The following is a 16,802-nucleotide window of genomic DNA, read 5'->3' as shown; positions in this document are numbered from 1 at the left end:
CTCAGTTTTCAGGAGGCGAATAGCAGGTAAAGTTTTCAGTTGACTGTTAACATACACATTGCAGTGGTTTCTTGTCTGCCAGGATAATTTTCGCTTTTCAAACTGCCCACCGCAAACTGCCTACTGTAAACTCAATTATAAAACGTCCAGGCTACCCCAAACTTTAACACTGCATCTTGCTGGGGATAACGGTTTACGGTGTAGTATCCTTTGCTAAAGAGGCCCTGGTTGGCATAGTCGTACTGGATGAATATGTTGGTACGTTGCAGCGTAGCTTTAAAAAACACGCTGGCAACAGGGTAGGAGGTAAAGGTTACATTTGCCCCGTTATAAAACTGGCCGAGGCCAACGGCATACGAAGGCGCGGTGTATGCGGTATTGTAACGTACGCTTAAACCATATTCAGATTTCAGCACATCAAACAAGGTGGAGTTATGGTACAGGCTGCTGTACACGTACACCTCGGGCGTGCGCAGTAGTGTAAGGTTATCCGATTTTTGGTAAACCACGTAATTGTCGAAATGGAATTTGTGCCAGGTGAGGTTTTTGCTTACGCTGAGCTTTATCATATTGATAGCGGTGCCGTATTGCTGCGGCGCAGCATCAACCCCGCCCTTAGATGCGGCAAAGTACAGGTAATCGTTTATCAGGAAGTACTCGGCCTTCAGTTCCAGCTTCAATAAATCGTTGATGTAATTGAACGATAGGTTGGTTATCTTCTGGTTATTGAAATCGGTATGAAAGATGTAATGATTGCTTACCCAATCAGAATAAGCCAGCCCCGGCGAACTGCTTTGGATGTAAGCTCCTAAAATAATCTTTCCGGCTTTTTTGCCCCCCGCAAGGGTAAGTTTAGTATCGTATAGCAAATCGCCGAAGTTTCGGCCCTGTATTATCTGGCGTATATCGCCGTCCAGGTTTATCCTGTCGCTAAAGCGGTAACCGAGGCGTGCCTTCAGCGTAATATTCTGGAAGCTGGAGTTCTGCATCCTTACCTGTTTCATCACCTTGCGCCCAAATTCGTTGATGGTGGTATCGCTTACGTACTGATTGTATTTGTAATAGTCCTGCGCCAGGCCAACATCCAGTTTTAGTTCGTTTTTGATCATTTTCACCGATTTGCCGCGCAGGTAAAAACTGTACGAAAAATCGTTCTGCAGGTGCGTAAGGCTCAGCGAGTCGCGCGAGCGGCCCGCACTAAAGTAATAATCGGGGAACACGCCGTAAGTATCCAGGTCGTTTTGCAGATACTCGTACCGGCGGGTGTTATAGTAAAAGGTATAAGCTACGCGCTGGGTGGGCAATACATTGGTACTGCCGGTACCCTTTTTAAGGGTATCCCTTTTAAGGCTGTCTATATGCCCTATATAGTAGAACTGCTTTATATAAAGCCCTGTGTTTTTCCAGCTGCTGTAACTGCTGGGCAGTTTTACAGGCTCGGTAACTTTGCTGAATGATGGTGTGGCGAAGATGTCCTCGTTTTGTAGCGAACCCGTCTCGGGCGTTTTAAGGTTGTTGAAAAGTAGGTTGCCCAGCAGGTTGTACCGTTGGTTTAGCGAATGGTACCAAGTGAACACACCCGCGTTTAGTCCGGCCACGTTTTGTCTCAATACGTTGTTGCTGCTGTAGTATCCGCGCGACCCGTTGAAATTCATGATGAAGCCTACGTTCCAGTTGGGTTTTACGTTTTGGGTATGCAGCGTTTTAAAATATTGCTCTTTGGTGCTTCCCAGGGTATTAGATAAGGAGAGCAACGTGTAAGGCACCCGCGCGTTGAAATAATTCATATCCTGCGGGTTTACCAGGTAGGCATCAAGCATGTGCATACCATCATCGAACCCGATGGTTTTGCGTGGGTTGAACAGCAAATCGCGCTGCGGGGTACCCAGGTAGCCAAGGTGTATCTTGGGGTTGTGCGGCTGGTTAAGCGGACTATAATTCTCGAAATTCACCAACCCCGTATCAAGCGGGAACAGTTGTGTGCTATCGGCCAGCAAACGCTCGCTGGTTACTTTGATGAATTTGGATGTAAACACTACCGAATCCTTCCGGTTGGCTTCGCGCTTGCGGATAGAATCGATGTTTTGCGAATCGCCGGGACGGCCGCTTCGGGTGCGGGTGGTATCGCGGCTGTAAACCGGTTCGGTTTGCTGCCCTGGGTAGGTGGTGCGCACCTGCCCCAATGCCGCCTGTACCGAAGCGCAAATCAATACCAGCAGTATATATCTTAGCTTAACTGCCATTTACAGCCCTGCAATTAGTTCTTTAAGGATATGCGTCATTTTTGGTTCTGCTTCGCGCGCGGTGGCCAATATTTCGTCCAACGATACCGGCTTTAGTTCTTCGGGGAAACCCTCATCTGTTAGCACTGATATGGCAAAAACCGGCAGGCCCATATGGTTAGCTACTATTACCTCAGGCACGGTGCTCATGCCCACGGCGTCGCCGCCTATAATACGCAGGTATTTGTATTCGGCGCGGGTTTCCAGGTTGGGGCCGGTTACAGCCACGTAAACACCTTTATGGCAGGTGATATTGTTGGCCTCCGCAATTTTTAAGGCTTTATCTATCAAATCATGCTTGTAGGGCTCGCTCATATCCGGGAAACGCGGGCCCATCTCCGAATCGTTACGGCCAATGAGCGGGTTCATGGGCTGCAGGTTTATGTGGTCCTCAATCACCATCAGGTCGCCTTTTTTAAAGGCCGGGTTTAGCGAACCGCTGGCGTTTGATACGAAGAGTGTTTTAATGCCCAATAGTTTCATTACCCTTACCGGCAGGGTTATCTGCTGCATGGTGTAGCCCTCGTAATAGTGCAGGCGGCCCTGCATGGCGACCACCTTTTTTCCGGCCAGCGTACCGAATATCAGCTTGCCCGAATGGAACTCCAAGGTCGACATCGGGAAATCGGGTATGTTGCTGTACATCAGCTGTTTTTCTACCTCTATCTCGTTCACTAATGCGCCAAGGCCGGTGCCAAGGATTATGCCGCATTCGGGCACGAAATCGCCGATGCGTTTTTTGATATAATTGGTGCTATTCTGAATACTTTCTAACATAATCTGTTATTAACTTATCGAAGTTGTACTGCCCATTGCCCAGAAAACTAATGCCTATCGGTATCACCAAAATGAACAGGCGCGAAACCTCGGGGTGCAACTCATGTACCCCTAAACGCTGCGCATCCTTTTCTGTTGTGATAATTACTTTTTTTTGTGCCTTGCAAGCAGCAAACTCAGCAGCAAGTTTAGCGATATTTTTTAAGGTAAAGGGGTGATGGTCGGGATAATTGTGGTGGATGATGTGCTGCGTTGCCGTTTTTAAGTGCATGAGCAGTGGCGTAGGGTTGGCAATGCCGGTAAGCAGGAATACGGTGGTATCGGCCTCTATCTTATAGCCCGGTAGCCGCTGGTGCATATCCTGCAGAGGCAGGTAGTCGATGGCGCTAAAGAACAAGGGCTGCCAGCTTTGCGGGTTTATGTGGTAATAACATCGGGTCATTTCTGCTTCGGTTAGGGCAGGGGGGCACTTGGTTATCACCATGATATCCGCCCGCCATTTGCCGCTGAATGGCTCGCGCAGGTTACCGGCGGGTAGTACGAAACGGGCATCGAAAAGCTTATTATAATCGAACAGCAGTACGCTAAGGCCCGCCTTTACTGCACGGTGCTGATAGGCATCGTCCAGAATAACCAGATTATGTGCAGCCCTTAATTGTTCTATACCAGCCACCCTGTCTTCGCAAACGGCAACCGTAACCTCCGGGAATTTATGGCTGAACTGTGCCGGTTCGTCGCCAATTTCCGTGGCGGTGGTGGTTGCAGTGGCAGTCATGAATCCCTTAGTTTTTCTTCCGTACCCTCGGCTGAGGGTAGCCAGTTTATTATCGTTTTTGAGCAGGCGGATGAGGTACTCCGTCATAGGGCTTTTGCCCGCGCCGCCAACATCCAGGTTGCCTACGGATATTACGGGCATATTAAACTCGCGGCTTTTAAATAACCCCGCATCGTAAAACCAGTTGCGCAACAACACAACCAGGCCATAAATCAACGAAAACGGAAGCAAAAGCCAGCGCAGGTATTTCATAGAGAGGGCAAAGATAGGGAATTGGGAGGAGGGCTATTGCGGCAGATTTGACAAATTAAACAAGTTGCCAAATATCATATCGTTAGGAAAGCTGCGGGTATTCTGAAGCGCAGATAAAGTTAATTTCCTGGCTTAAATGTAAATCATCAAGTTCCCTTTCATTAAAATTTAAATAATGGGTTCGCATTTCCCAGGACATCAAAACAAAGAACCGGAACAACCTGTCCCAATATTTGGCATCTAAACTGAAAACCACATCTCCGCCATCAAAAAAAGCCATTCTATTCTCGCCCTTTTTCGAATTAAAGATTACGTTGGTTTTTGCACCTTCAAATCTCACAAAAGGCAGATCGGATATGATAATATAGCGGTCTGCTGTGTGATCTGTCAAATCAATCGTCGCCATCGCGAGCAATTTAAAATCTTCGGGGGTGCCTAAAAAGCAAAGGTTTGGCCCGTCAAAACTAAACTGCGCTTCGCGCGATAACTGAATTAACATAAGTCTATATTTTTCATATCAATTACTGCTACAATCCGTCCTTTGGATCAAATATTTTCGGTATCGGTTTTATTCTGCTCGTCAATCATTTCATCTAATACCTTTTTCACTTGTGCTAATTGCTCGTCTGGTAAGCTTTTCACAACTCTCAGTAATTCTTCGAATGAAATGTCCACGGTAACCTTTATGCTCTAATTTAGAGAAAATATTTAAATTAGTTTCTCTTTTCACGTCAAATCTAAATCATGAAACACCTTCTCTTCGCCGCCTTCCTATTCCTAACCGCCACCACCTTCGCCCAAACCGATAAAAAGCTAACCGCGCTATTGCAAACTGCTGCGCAGGGTTTTAACGGGCGGGTAGGTATCTATGTGCAGAACCTTAAAACGGGCAAAACCGCCGCCATTAACCAGGATACACTGTTCCCCACCGCGAGCATGATTAAAGTGAGCATCCTGAGCGGGCTGATGGATAAACTGGAGAAAGGCGAACTGAAGTACAATCAAAAATTAGCCTACCGCGATTCGCTATTGTATGCGGGCGAGGATATCCTGGGTTCATTTAAGGATAAGGACACTATTATGTTGAGCAAAGTGGCCATGCTGATGATTACCATGAGTGATAACACCGCCAGCCTTTGGCTGCAAAAATTGGTTACGGGTACCCATATCAACAATTGGCTGGATAGTAATGGCTTCAAAAGCATGCGCGTGAACTCGCGCACGCCCGGTCGTGAAGCCATGCGTAAAATATATGGCTGGGGCGTAACCACGCCTTATGAAATGTGCAAACTGTTTACCATGATACGCAACGGACAGGTGGTGAGCCCTGCCGCCAGCGAGCGCATGAGCCGTACGCTTAATCGCATCTATTGGGACAATACCGCTCTCTCGCAGATACCGCCGTATGTGCAATGCCTATCTAAACAAGGCGCGGTAGACGAAAGCCGCTCAGAAACGGTGCTGGTGCATGCCCCGCATGGCGACTACGTTTTCTCCATCATCACCAAAAACAATAAAGATCAAAGCTGGACGCCAAACAACGAGGCCTACGTGCTCATCCGCAAGGTATCGGCCTTGTTATGGCATTACTACGAACCCAAGGACAAGTGGCAGCCCGCCCCGGGCATAGAAAAATACATGCTGAACGAGTAGTTATTTCAGTTCGGCAAGTAGGCCTGGTATGTCGAGGCTTCGGGTGTACATCGTCATTTCACCGGCATCGTTTACGGGCCATTGCTCTTTCGGGCGGTCCCGGTAAAGCTCCACACCATTACCGTCGGGGTCGTCGAGGTAAATCGCCTCAGATACGCCATGGTCTGATGCGCCGGTGATGGGGTACTTAGCGTCTATTAGGCGTTGCAGTATGGCGGCCAAATCCTTCCTTTCCGGATATAAAATTGCCGTGTGGTATAAGCCCGGCGCATACTCCGGCGCGGGCGAAGCGCCTTTACTGTGCCAGGTATTTAACCCAATGTGGTGGTGATAGCCACCGGCTGAGATAAAAGCCGCCTGGTCGCCGTACATCATCTGTACTTCAAAACCCAGTAAGCCGCCGTAAAAGGCTAACGACTTTTGTATATCGCTCACCTTTAAATGCACATGCCCGATGCGGGTTTGTGCGGGTATCTTATAATCGCTCATGTTTTCTGCGTTGTAATGTTGTAAAGTTACAAGGTTGCAAGGCTACTTTTGTTGTGGGTAAGTAAAATTGCGTGTTTAAACACTTATCTATAAAATAGCGTTGGTGTAACTTTATTGTTAATGTTGTTTAATTATAGTTAAAGAATGTTAACGTGTAGGTATAATTCGGAACATTTTATACATTTTTAAGCGTTAAACATCCGCCTGAGCCTGTATGAATAAAACGCTGTCTTTTTTCATCTTCTTTATCCTGATAACAGTTGCTTCCTTAGCTCAAAATAAAGCTAACGTAAAAGGTAGGGTAGTAGATTCGTTAAGTAACAAACCCATCGAATTTGCCACCGTTGCCATACTGGATAATCGGGACACAGCCGCCCACTTGTTATCATATACCATTACTGATAAAAACGGCGATTTTAAGCTGCACAATATCCCGCAGGGTATCTCTGTAAAGGTGTTTATATCGTTCGTAGCCTATCAGCCATACCGGAAAATAGTGACGCTGAAAACCGATGCGCTGGACCTCGGTATCATCAAATTAAATATAAAGGAACTTAACGAAGTGCTTGTGAAAGGCGAACGCCTGCCCATTATCATCAAAAAAGACACCATTGAATTTAATGCCGAAGCCTTTAAAGTGCGCCCGAATGCAGTGGTGGAAGACCTGCTTAAAAAATTACCCGGCCTGGAGATTGGGGCCGATGGAGGCATTACCGTAATGGGTAAAACGGTAAATAAAGTTTTGGTTGATGGGCATGAGTTTTTCTCGTCGGACATCCGCATGGCCACAAAAAATATCGATGCCGATATGATTGATAAGATACAGGTTTATGATGACCGGGATAACGATCCCGACCACCTGATACCCGATTCGAAAGTGGACAAAATCATCAACCTTAAATTTAAAAAGGCGTTTAAAAAGAGCGTTTTTGGCAAAACCTATGCCGGGGCGGGTACAAAAGGCTATTACCAGGCGGGTGGGCTGATTAACGCATTCAGGGATACGCTGCAGATTAGCCTTTTAGGTTCGTTAAATAACCTCAATAGTACCGGCTTCGATTTTAACGACCTTTATACTTCAGGCGGTTTAAACAGGGGAGGGGAAGCCATATCGCGATCCGGCATTGCGTTTGGCGGCGGCGGCAGCGGTAAGCAAACCACCACAAACCTGGGTATCAATGTTAATACTGATTACGGCAAAAAACTAAAGATAAACTTTGCCTACCTGTATAAAAAAGATGTTTATGAGTTTAATAGTGTTGCCAAAAAGCAGCAATTTTTAACCGATACAACGGTGTTTACAAACTCGGCAACAAAGCGCAACAGCGATAATACCGGCCACTCCCTTAGCAGCACGGTGGCCTGGAAACCAAATGATAAAACCAGCCTCCGCTATACGCCTTACATCAATATAAGCGACAACATCGCTACAAATGCAAGCGAAAGTAACAGCTACAGTAATTTTATAAATCCCATCAATAATTCTACAAATACCAACAATACAAGCGGTAATACCGTGAGGTTCTCGCAATCGTTCAATTATAACCGGCAGTTGAAAAAGAAGGGTGCATCTCTTAATATCGACCACAGCCTTAGCGTAAGTCCGCGCAATAGTGTTAATTATGACAGTACCCGGCTTGCCTCGTATGTGGCGGCGCTACCATCGTACGGCTATCGGCAGCTTGGTGATAACCGGTCGCGCGGTACCGATGCAAGCCTATCTGCCAGTTTAACTTATCCATTGAGTAAAAAAATCACGGCCGATGTGGCTGCGCAGGGAGGCTATAGCCATAACCTGGATAAAGTTACTTTTTACAATTATAACCCGTTGAGCGGCCAATACGATAGCTATTTATTCGACAAGAGCAACGACCTACGGCGCGATAGATGGACGCAGGGCATTAACCCGGGCCTTAGTTTTACCTCATCAAACAATATAAATTTGCGGGTGCATTTCAATACGCAATTTCAGCAGGTAAAAAACACGTTCGGGCGCGGCACGGCGGCCTTAGATCAGCAATACGTATTTTTTATGCCGTCGTTCAATTTCAACATCAAAAACTTCTCGGCCGATTATTCCCGCTACACTTATCTGCCCAACATTGGCGATATGGTGCCTTATACCGTAGTGTTTAGTCCCTCGTACTCGGTTACGGGCAACCCCGCGCTTAAGCCTACCACAAACAATAGCTTCAGCATCAATTATTCGAAGTATAATTTTCAAAGCGGCACCAGCTACAATGTGCGGGCCGCTGCAACATTTTACCAGAACAGCGTTTTTAGGCAGCGCACGCAGGATGCGCAACTGGTAGAAACCAGTACGCCGATAAACCGCGATGGCAGGTACAATATCAGCATGAGCGGCTATGTAAACAAGCGGTTCACAAAAAAGGACGACGTACAATTGGATGCCGCTACTAATTTTAATCTCTCGAAAAATCACGATTTTTTTGTGCTGAACAGGGTGAATGGTTTTCAGGACTCGTACCAGTTTAGTGTGAGCGAGCACATCACTTTTAATTATAAAGACAAGTTTGAGATAGACCCGCAGTACACGTTAAATCAAACTTATACAACCTATAGCGGCGTAGATTACAGCAACCAAAAGTTTATTACGCACAGTATTGATGCGCATTTTTTGCTTTACCTGCCTGCTAAAATGAATATCAACGGTAATTACAATTACAGGTACAACCCGCTGGTGCCGCCCGGTTTTCAAAAAAGCAGCAATTTGCTCAACATTAGCATAGCCCGCCAATTTTTGAAAAAGGATAAGGGCGAGATAAAGTTATCCTGCTACGACCTGCTGAATCAGAATATAGATACTTACCGCTCTGTAGTGCAAAACACTGTTACCGATACCCAATCGCAAATCATCAGGCGGTATTTTTTGCTTACGCTGCAATATAAATTCACCAAATCAACCGGTAAAGGAAAGTAGTAAGGTTTGAAGGTTGAAAAGTTGTAATGTTTTAAAGCTAAGAATATGTTGGGTTACAACTTTCTTTTCTGACTCTCCGCCAACCTTCAAATGTTTCAACCTTTTAACTCCCTCTTAACCTTCAAACTTTACAACCTTCCAACGTTCCAACAAATAAGTTACCTTTGCGGCATGATTATCAAATCGGCCGATTTTATTTGCAGCAATACCCAGATATCGCGGTTGCCCATACCTATTAAGCCCGAGTTTGCGTTTATAGGGCGGTCTAACGTGGGCAAGTCGTCGCTTATCAATATGCTGGTGCAGAAGAAAGGGCTTGCCAAAACATCGCAAACGCCGGGCAAAACGCAGCTCATCAACCACTTTTTGGTGAACGAGCTGTGGTACATTGTAGATTTACCAGGCTACGGTTATGCCAGGATATCTAAAAGCAAAAAGGAAGACTGGAACAAATTCATCCGCAGCTACCTGGATAAACGCGAGAGCCTGCAGTGCGTAATGGTGCTGATAGATAGCCGGCTGGAACCCCAGAAGATAGACCTGGAGTTTTGCAATTGGCTGGGCGAAAAGGGCCTGCCCTTTGTATTGGTATTTACTAAGGCTGATAAGCAAAGCAATATCAAAACCGACCAGAACGTGGCTAAGTTTCGCAAAGCGATACTTACTACCTTTGAAGAAGCGCCGCAGCATTTCGTAACCTCGTCTGAAACGCTCGCCGGCCGCGATGGTCTGCTGGAATTTATAGACGGCATAAACCGCAGCTTTACGCCGCCGCCTTTTGATGAGGAGTATTATAAAAGCTAGAGGAAAATAATATCGAACGCATATCGAACACAATTAGCCCGTCGCGCTTCCCCTCTTGAGAGGGGTCAGGGGTGTGTCGGTCAAGCAGAGACCGTTGCAAGGAAGTATCTGAATATTGAAACGCAAAATAATACCATACAATCCAAACCTAAAGCAATTAGCCCGAAACTTGCGGAACGATAACACGCTTGGTGAAGCACTGCTTTGGAAGGAATTAAATGGTAAACAAATGCTTGGTTATGATTTTCATCGCCAAAAGCCATTGTTAAAATACATAGTGGATTTTTATTGCTATGAATTAAATTTGGTAATTGAAATCGACGGCCGTTACCACAATCACGAAGAGCAATATAAACTTGATGTTTCAAGGGAAGCGGAACTTGCAGAATTTGACTTAACGGTTTTGCGCTTTACCGAAATGGAAGTAAGAAAAGATATGATAAACGTATTGCGAACTATTGAGCAATATATTTTTGAACATAAAGTTAATGAATAGAAATCGGCTGTATAATGGCGAACACACCCCTAACCCCTCTCGAGAGGGGAACTATATTTCGTCAGAAAAAAACAGCTCCACCGGCGAACACACCCCTAACCCCTCTCAAGAGGGGAACTTATATTTGAAATGAAAAAATACCTTTCCCTCGTAACGTTTACGCACACCATATTTGCAATGCCGTTTGCTTTTATCGGCTTCTTTTTGGCGGTAACCACAACCGACCACAAATTCGAGTGGCAAAAGCTGGCGATGATGCTGCTTTGTATGGTATTTGCCCGCAACTCGGCCATGGCCTTTAACCGTTACTTGGATAGGAACATCGATGCCAAAAACCCCCGCACCAAGCAACGAGATATCCCGGCAGGAAGGATCAGTCCGGCTGCGGCATTAACCTTTACATTGAGCAATTGCGTATTGTTCATAATCACCACCTGGTTTATAAACCCGCTGTGTTTTTATCTTTCGCCAATTGCATTATTGGTGGTGCTTGGGTATAGCGCAACCAAACGTTTCACTGCGCTTTGCCACATGGTATTGGGCCTTGGCCTCTCGTTGGCACCCATAGGGGCTTATTTGGTAGTAACCGGGGCGTTTGCCCTAACGCCCGTATTCTTCTCCTTATCGGTATTGTTTTGGGTTAGCGGTTTCGACATTATTTACGCCCTGCAGGATGAAGACTTCGACCGTAACGAAAACCTGCATTCTATTCCTGCCTGGCTAGGCAAGGTAAATGCATTAAGGCTATCAACGGTGCTGCATATATTTTCGGCAGCGTTTATTGTGATGCCCGTATTTGATACCAACGTAGGCTGGTTATATTATATCGGCATAGTTTTTTTCTGCGCCATGCTTACCTACCAGCACCTGCTGGTAAAGCCCAATGATCTTAGCCGCGTAAACATCGCCTTTATGACCACCAACGGCATCGCCAGTGTAGTATTCGCGGCATTCTTTCTGATGGATAGGGTATGGATGCGCTAACATCGGCACAACTCGCAGCCTTGCGCAAAGGCATGGAACCCTACGTGGTTTTCAACGAGGCCGAATGGATCGTATTTATCCAGTATATCAGCTTACAAACCTTTAAAAAGAAACAGCTTTTTGCCGAAGCCGGTAAAGTGTGCGGCCATGTAGGTTTCGTGCTGAAGGGATCGGTACGTTATTATCATATTAAAGATGGGGCGGATATTACCAACTACTTCAGTTTTGAGAATGACTATGTAAGCAGCTATACAAGCTTCCTAACGGGTGAGCCCTCCCTTAACTACATCGAAGCCTTAGAGCCCAGCCAGATCATTGTTATCAGCAAGAAAAACATGGACCTGATGCTGGCCAACCCCATGCTGGCCTACAAAATGGAACGCTTTGGCAGATTAATAGCCGAGCATTACCTCATTTGTTACGAAGATCGGGTTTCGTCTTTTGTTACCCAAACACCCGAAGAGCGCTACCTTAAGCTCCTGCAAACCGGCCGCGAAATACTCCAACGCATGCCACAACACTACATCGCCAACTTTTTAGGGATAACGCCGGTATCGCTATCAAGGATACGGAAGCGGATTTTAACTGTCTGAATCAGAATTTTTCGCGGTGTTAGAGTTTTTGGGGCGCTCAAGAGGGCTCCGCCGTTTGCAGGATTTTAGAATTAACAGAATATAGTATGTCGCTCGCAGATATTTGTGGCATGTTCTCTGTTTTATGAAACGGTGTTCCAATCTCATATCTCACATCTCAATTCTCATATCTAAAGCCCAAATTCTTATCTTTTGTTAACGTTTTGATTTTCAACTCGAGCATACATTTGTACCATCATTTAACTTAAAGCAAAAAAACATGCATACCATATTAGGAGCAGGGGGCCCGGTAGCCAATGCGTTAACCCGCCAGTTAGAAAACAATAACGACACTATACGCCTGGTAAGCAGGCGCGAAATAAAAACAGGCAGAAACACCACCTGGCAAAAAGCCGACCTTTTGAACCTGGATGAACTGCGCGAAGCGGCTAAAGGTTCTACGGTAATCTATCTCTGCGCTGGCATTGTTTACGATGCCGAAATTTGGAAGGCGCAATGGCCTGTCATCATAAAAAATGCGATAGCTGTTGCCAAAGAGAACAATGCAAGGCTGATATTTTTTGATAACGTTTATAGCTACGGGCTGGTGGAGGGGCCTATGACAGAAAACACCCCATACAATCCAATAAGTGAAAAAGGCAAGGTACGCGTAGGTGTTGCCAACGCCATTATGAACGAAGTAAAAGCCGGCAGCCTGCAGGCAAGCATAGCCCGCGCTCCCGATTTTTACGGCACCGATAGCACCAACAGCTTTTTTGATATGATGGTATTGGCTAAATACGCCAAAAAGCAAACTGCCCAATGGATAGGCAACGCCAACACAAAGCATTGCTTTATTTATATTGAAGATGCAGGCAAAGCCATGTACCTGCTTGGCCAAAATCCCGATAGCGATAACCAGATATGGCATCTGCCCACCGCCCCTGCACTCACAGGTAAGCAATTTATAGAGTTGGCAGCATCCATATATAAAACAAAACCCAGCTATTTTAGCCTTAAAAAGTGGATGCTTTGGACAATAGGCAAGTTTATGAAAGTAGTAGCCGGTACGGTAGAGATGTATTACCAGTACGATCATGATTATCTGTTCGATTCAACCAAGTTTGAAAAACGGTTTAACTTTAAGCCCACACCCTACGAAGACGGGATAAAAAAAATGTCGGAAACGCTTTACAAGCCGGTATAGTGTTTTTTTAAGCCCGGGTTTTTAATTAGTTTAGCCACACTAAACTTTTGATGGTGAAACGGCTTAGGCTGCGGTCGTAAGCGTGTTATCATCTTAAAAAACGGGTCTAAATGAGTTTCTATGTCCTCTCGCTGGTACTTTCGGCAGCCGTGCTTCACGCTTTCTGGAACTTGCTGTCAAAAAAAGCCAATGGCAAAGCACCGTTTATCTGGCTGATTTATATTGCCAGCGCGGTTTTGTACCTGCCGGTGCTGGTATATATGTTTATACAAGGCGATATCGTTTTGTCGGCACCTCTACTGTGGCTATCCTTAAGCAGCGCGTTGCTGCATGTAGGCTATTTTTTGGTGTTGCAGAAGGGTTATCGGAGCGCCGATCTTTCAGTAGTGTACCCGCTTGCCCGCGGCACGGGTCCGCTTTTTTCATCGGCTGCTGCCATCTTATTCCTGCACGAAGCGCTGAAGCTGAAAACAACCATCGGCCTATTCCTCATCCTTATCGGCGTGGTGATTATCACCGGTCTCAGCTTTAAAAAAGCTAACAACACCGGGATAATGACGGGCGTTTTCTGGGGTGTGCTTACCGGCTTGTTTATTGCCCTGTACACCTTTAACGATGCCGTTGCCATAAAAAACTACGCCATATCGCCACTCACCATCACTTTTGTCTCCAATGTATTCAATACCGTTTTGCTGCTGCCTCTGGTGGCCGGGCAAAAGAGCGAGATAAAAAGAGAGGTGAAGGAGCACAAATGGCTTATCATAGGCGTAGGCGTGCTTAGTCCCCTGGCCTACATATTGGTGCTGCAGGCGTTAAAATTTGCACCGCTTACGGTTGTTGCCCCGGCACGCGAAACCAGTATATTACTTGGCGTGTTCATGGGTTCAAGAGTATTGAATGAAGACGATGGCCGCCGCAGGCTTATTGCCAGCGCGCTGATATTGGGCGGGATAATAGTCCTAAGCCTGAATTGATTTACCATGGGTAAATCGGCCTGTAATTTCTTTACTCTTTCCCTACTAATCTGCATATTCGCACATTTGCATATCTCCATATCTAATCCGTAATTTGCAGCGCTTATAAATCATCTGCACATTTGTAATCTGCATATCTGCACATCTGAAAACATCATGATCCACAAAAAAACAAGACATTATATCCCGGCCGACCTTGAAATTAAATGGGAAACGCTGGAACCTATCTACCAGGAGTTGACCAATCGCGCTATCAATTCGGTCGAAGAGTTAGAGCAATGGCTTAAAGATGGCAGCGAGCTGCAGGCCGCCCTGGAGGAGGACTTTGCCTGGCGCTACATCCGCATGACCTGCGATACCATGAACCCCGACCTGCTGGAAAGCTTCCAGTACTTCGCTACCGAAATTGAGCCCAAAACCGCGCCATACAATAACGAACTGAACAAAAAACTGGTGGCCAGCGAGTATGTTGGCGAACTGGACGAAGACAAATTCTACATTATGCTGCGCGCTGTGAAAAAGTCGCTGGAGCTTTTCCGCGAGGAGAATATACCGCTGCAAACCGAGATACAGGTAGAGCAGCAGAAGTACCAGGGCATATCAGGCGCCATGTCGGTACATATCGACGATAAGGAATATACCCTGGAACAGGCTTCGGTATTTTTGAAAGGCACCGACCGCACCAAACGGCAGGAGGTATGGGAGAAGATAACCGCCCGCCGCCTGCAGGAGAAAACCGTGTTGGATACGCTTTTCGACCATCTGCGTGCGCTGCGCCACAAAGTTGCCCTTAACGCGGGCTTCGAGAATTTCCGCGACTATATGTTCCAGGCACTTGGCCGTTTCGATTATACGCCGCAGGATTGCTACGCTTTTCATGCCGCTATAGAAACCGAGATTGTGCCTATCCTGCGCGAGCAGGCCGAGATACGCCGCCTGGCTCTTGATGTGGATACCCTAAAGCCATGGGATATGGATGTAGATATATCGGGCAAGCCCGCGCTTAAGCCTTTCAATAGCGGTGCTGAACTGGTGGAGAAATCTATCCAATGCTTCAGCAACATCAGCCGTTACCTGGGCGAGCGTTTAGAGATTATGAAAGACAATAACCTGTTCGATGTGGAAAGCCGCAAGGGCAAGGCACCGGGCGGTTACAACTACCCGCTGAGCGAAACGGGCGCGCCGTTCATCTTCATGAATTCGGCAAATACCTTCCGCGACCTCACCACCATGGTACACGAAGGCGGCCACGCCGTACACACCTTTTTAACTGCCGACCTGGAGCTGAACGATTTTAAGCACTGCCCAAGCGAGGTAGCCGAATTGGCTTCCATGTCGATGGAGTTGATATCCATGGATAACTGGGATGTTTATTTTGATAACGAGGAAGACCTGAAACGCGCCAAGCGCGACCAGCTTTTCGATGTGCTGAAAACCCTGCCATGGGTAGCCGTGGTAGACCAGTTTCAGCATTGGATATACACTAATCCCGAGCATACCGCCGCCGAGCGCACAGAAGCCTGGCTAAAGATATACGAGCCGTTCGGCGCAGGCTTTGTTGATTGGAGCGTAAACCCCCAGGCAGAGCAAAACCTGTGGCAAAAGCAGCTGCACATTTTTGAGGTGCCGTTTTATTATATAGAATATGGCATGGCCCAGTTAGGTGCCATAGCGGTATGGAAAAACTATAAAGAAAACCCCGAAAAAGGCCTGCAGCAATACCTGGACGCCTTAAAGTTGGGCTACACCAAAACCATTACCGAGATATACGAAACCGCAGGTATCAAATTCGATTTCAGCGCAGCCTATGTAAAAGAGCTGGCCGAATTTGTGAAGGCGGAGATGGAAAAGATATAAAGGAAGCGACAACCAAACCCAACGTCATTGCGAGGAGCGGCGCTGGCCTGAGCCGTGGGGAGACGTGGCAATGCTCGGCATGCAGAGCCGCTCTGCGCGTCCGAACTGCTGACCGACGATTGCCGCGCTATCGCTCGCAATGACGTTGTTTTTAATTGATCATGAATCAGGCCATCAACTTTTTCTGGACGATACTGGGCTTTACGCCGGTGGTGGCGGTTTGGGCAACCCGCTATTCGGTGCTGTGGCTATGTGTTTGCCTGGTGTTGAGCGTGCTGAGCCTGTTTGTGCCATCGCGGATATTCCAATTAAGTCGCGACCCTAAGTTTTACGAACGGCTCGGCGCACGATTCGTCCAGAAATTTGTGCAGGGTGGCCGGTACGCAAACCGTTATATGCGCAAGCTGGATCCGGGCTATCGCATGGTGAAAAACAAAGCCACCGCGCTGCAGTATCAAAGCACCCTGGTGATGCACGAGCGTTTCCACATCATGTGCTTACTCTTTTTTATGCTCACGGCAATTTATGCATTTTGGGTATCACTGTATCCGCTCGCATTAATCGTTATATTGGCCAATATCATCTATAATATCTGCCCCATTTTATTGCAGCAATACAACCGGGCACGGATATTAAAGCTCATGAAATAATACCTGCGCAAGTTCATTTTAAGGTAAATATTACGTCGTCTGCGGGCCAATCCGGGCTTATTTAAAACTTATTGGCGCTTTTCAGGTTA

The 16,802-nt window shown here is 46.6% G+C and carries 15 protein-coding genes; 10 read left to right on the top strand and 5 right to left on the bottom strand.

Features of this window, described 5'->3' with window-relative positions:
* Positions 1-131: 131 nt before the first annotated feature.
* The 4 genes from AC1DXC_RS16035 to AC1DXC_RS16020 all read right to left on the bottom strand — a co-directional run bounded on the left by AC1DXC_RS16035 (position 132) and on the right by AC1DXC_RS16020 (position 4,585).
* Complete coding sequence (locus tag AC1DXC_RS16035; protein ID WP_477460171.1) at positions 132-2,243, bottom strand: putative porin; 2,112 nt, start codon at positions 2,241-2,243, stop codon at positions 132-134.
* Positions 2,244-3,059 (bottom strand): purine-nucleoside phosphorylase, encoded by an 816-nt coding sequence (locus AC1DXC_RS16030; RefSeq protein WP_477460170.1) that lies wholly within the window; start codon positions 3,057-3,059, stop codon positions 2,244-2,246.
* A complete protein-coding gene (gene lpxK / locus AC1DXC_RS16025) occupies positions 3,037-4,086 on the bottom strand; it encodes a tetraacyldisaccharide 4'-kinase (RefSeq protein WP_477460169.1) in 1,050 nt (349 codons plus the stop codon). The genes AC1DXC_RS16030 and lpxK overlap by 23 nt, the downstream gene beginning before the upstream one ends.
* An 82-nt stretch (positions 4,087-4,168) precedes the next feature.
* The gene (locus tag AC1DXC_RS16020) at positions 4,169-4,585 is read right to left on the bottom strand and encodes a hypothetical protein (protein ID WP_477460168.1); all 417 of its coding nucleotides are present in this window, start codon (positions 4,583-4,585) and stop codon (positions 4,169-4,171) included.
* Between the two features lie 245 nt (positions 4,586-4,830).
* Here AC1DXC_RS16020 and AC1DXC_RS16015 point away from each other — a divergent pair, with 245 nt between their 5' ends.
* On the top strand, positions 4,831-5,739 hold the full coding sequence (locus AC1DXC_RS16015) for a serine hydrolase (RefSeq protein WP_477460167.1): 909 nt from the start codon (positions 4,831-4,833) through the stop codon (positions 5,737-5,739).
* On the opposite strand, the gene AC1DXC_RS16010 is transcribed toward AC1DXC_RS16015, so the two are convergent.
* On the bottom strand, positions 5,740-6,228 hold the full coding sequence (locus tag AC1DXC_RS16010) for a VOC family protein (protein ID WP_477460166.1): 489 nt from the start codon (positions 6,226-6,228) through the stop codon (positions 5,740-5,742).
* Between the two features lie 214 nt (positions 6,229-6,442).
* On the opposite strand from AC1DXC_RS16010, the gene AC1DXC_RS16005 reads away from it, so the two are divergent.
* From AC1DXC_RS16005 to AC1DXC_RS15965, 9 genes are all read left to right on the top strand, one after another.
* A complete protein-coding gene (locus AC1DXC_RS16005; protein ID WP_477460165.1) occupies positions 6,443-9,169 on the top strand; it encodes an outer membrane beta-barrel protein in 2,727 nt (908 codons plus the stop codon).
* Positions 9,170-9,340: 171 nt separating this feature from the next.
* Entirely contained in the window at positions 9,341-9,973 is a 633-nt protein-coding gene (gene yihA, locus AC1DXC_RS16000) for a ribosome biogenesis GTP-binding protein YihA/YsxC (protein WP_477460164.1), read from the top strand.
* Between the two features lie 115 nt (positions 9,974-10,088).
* Entirely contained in the window at positions 10,089-10,469 is a 381-nt protein-coding gene (locus tag AC1DXC_RS15995) for an endonuclease domain-containing protein (RefSeq protein WP_477460163.1), read from the top strand.
* A gap of 129 nt (positions 10,470-10,598) precedes the next feature.
* A complete protein-coding gene (locus AC1DXC_RS15990; RefSeq protein WP_477460162.1) occupies positions 10,599-11,453 on the top strand; it encodes a UbiA-like polyprenyltransferase in 855 nt (284 codons plus the stop codon).
* Positions 11,441-12,046, top strand: coding sequence for a Crp/Fnr family transcriptional regulator (locus AC1DXC_RS15985; RefSeq protein ID WP_477460161.1), 606 nt, complete (start codon positions 11,441-11,443; stop codon positions 12,044-12,046). The genes AC1DXC_RS15990 and AC1DXC_RS15985 overlap by 13 nt, the downstream gene beginning before the upstream one ends.
* 259 nt (positions 12,047-12,305) lie before the next feature.
* A complete protein-coding gene (locus AC1DXC_RS15980) occupies positions 12,306-13,232 on the top strand; it encodes an NAD-dependent epimerase/dehydratase family protein (RefSeq protein WP_477460160.1) in 927 nt (308 codons plus the stop codon).
* Positions 13,233-13,342: 110 nt separating this feature from the next.
* Positions 13,343-14,206, top strand: a complete 864-nt coding sequence (locus AC1DXC_RS15975) for a DMT family transporter (protein WP_477460159.1) — start codon at positions 13,343-13,345, stop codon at positions 14,204-14,206.
* A gap of 156 nt (positions 14,207-14,362) precedes the next feature.
* A complete protein-coding gene (locus tag AC1DXC_RS15970; protein WP_477460158.1) occupies positions 14,363-16,063 on the top strand; it encodes a M3 family oligoendopeptidase in 1,701 nt (566 codons plus the stop codon).
* 161 nt (positions 16,064-16,224) lie between these two features.
* On the top strand, positions 16,225-16,713 hold the full coding sequence (locus tag AC1DXC_RS15965; protein ID WP_477460157.1) for a glycosyl-4,4'-diaponeurosporenoate acyltransferase CrtO family protein: 489 nt from the start codon (positions 16,225-16,227) through the stop codon (positions 16,711-16,713).
* The last annotated feature ends 89 nt before the right edge of the window (positions 16,714-16,802 follow it).

The sequence above is a fragment of the Mucilaginibacter sp. P2_D11 genome, assembly GCF_056404435.1.
The sequence above is the reverse complement of the archived record's forward strand: the minus strand, read 5'-3'. Positions and strand labels throughout refer to the sequence as shown.

Excerpts from the sequence above, each read along its gene's own strand:
- AC1DXC_RS16030 (WP_477460170.1), bottom strand. The coding sequence starts at position 3,059 with ATGTTAGAAAGTATTCAGAATAGCACCAATTATATCAAAAAACGCATC.
- AC1DXC_RS15985 (WP_477460161.1), top strand. The coding sequence starts at position 11,441 with ATGGATGCGCTAACATCGGCACAACTCGCAGCCTTGCGCAAAGGCATG.
- AC1DXC_RS16015 (WP_477460167.1), top strand. The coding sequence starts at position 4,831 with ATGAAACACCTTCTCTTCGCCGCCTTCCTATTCCTAACCGCCACCACC.
- AC1DXC_RS16020 (WP_477460168.1), bottom strand. The coding sequence starts at position 4,585 with ATGTTAATTCAGTTATCGCGCGAAGCGCAGTTTAGTTTTGACGGGCCA.
- AC1DXC_RS16005 (WP_477460165.1), top strand. The coding sequence starts at position 6,443 with ATGAATAAAACGCTGTCTTTTTTCATCTTCTTTATCCTGATAACAGTT.
- AC1DXC_RS15965 (WP_477460157.1), top strand. The coding sequence starts at position 16,225 with ATGAATCAGGCCATCAACTTTTTCTGGACGATACTGGGCTTTACGCCG.
- AC1DXC_RS15970 (WP_477460158.1), top strand. The coding sequence starts at position 14,363 with ATGATCCACAAAAAAACAAGACATTATATCCCGGCCGACCTTGAAATT.
- AC1DXC_RS16010 (WP_477460166.1), bottom strand. The coding sequence starts at position 6,228 with ATGAGCGATTATAAGATACCCGCACAAACCCGCATCGGGCATGTGCAT.
- yihA (WP_477460164.1), top strand. The coding sequence starts at position 9,341 with ATGATTATCAAATCGGCCGATTTTATTTGCAGCAATACCCAGATATCG.
- AC1DXC_RS15980 (WP_477460160.1), top strand. The coding sequence starts at position 12,306 with ATGCATACCATATTAGGAGCAGGGGGCCCGGTAGCCAATGCGTTAACC.
- lpxK (WP_477460169.1), bottom strand. The coding sequence starts at position 4,086 with ATGAAATACCTGCGCTGGCTTTTGCTTCCGTTTTCGTTGATTTATGGC.
- AC1DXC_RS15975 (WP_477460159.1), top strand. The coding sequence starts at position 13,343 with ATGAGTTTCTATGTCCTCTCGCTGGTACTTTCGGCAGCCGTGCTTCAC.
- AC1DXC_RS15990 (WP_477460162.1), top strand. The coding sequence starts at position 10,599 with ATGAAAAAATACCTTTCCCTCGTAACGTTTACGCACACCATATTTGCA.
- AC1DXC_RS16035 (WP_477460171.1), bottom strand. The coding sequence starts at position 2,243 with ATGGCAGTTAAGCTAAGATATATACTGCTGGTATTGATTTGCGCTTCG.